Source organism: Burkholderia sp. RS01, from assembly GCF_039748055.1.
In the GTDB taxonomy this organism is placed as follows: domain Bacteria; phylum Actinomycetota; class Actinomycetes; order Actinomycetales; family Micrococcaceae; genus Arthrobacter.
The window spans coordinates 1-212 of the sequence record NZ_JBDLAK010000102.1; the positions used below are offsets into that span (position 1 = coordinate 1).

1 protein-coding gene is annotated in these 212 nt (G+C 70.3%); it reads right to left on the reverse strand.

Going from position 1 to position 212, the window contains the following annotated elements; all coding sequences use genetic code 11:
- Positions 1-212: hypothetical protein (locus tag ABFP37_RS22705; RefSeq protein WP_347035059.1), on the reverse strand; the 212-nt coding region annotated here is incomplete at both ends.

Genomic DNA, 212 nt, shown 5'->3' on the forward strand with positions numbered 1-212 from the left:
GAAGATGCGGGTGGTGCGGCCGATGTCGAGGATGCGGCCTTCGCTGCCGAGGAGGATGGGGATGATGTCGGCGTCGCAGGCGATTTTGCGGATGGTGGCGGGGGTGACGGGTCCGGTGTAGGTGAACGTTCCGGTGCCGGTCGCGGTGCCGGGTGGCCCGCCCGCGGGGGTGTTGTAGCGGGGTCCGTTGGTGGCGGTGGTGTCGAGGCGGT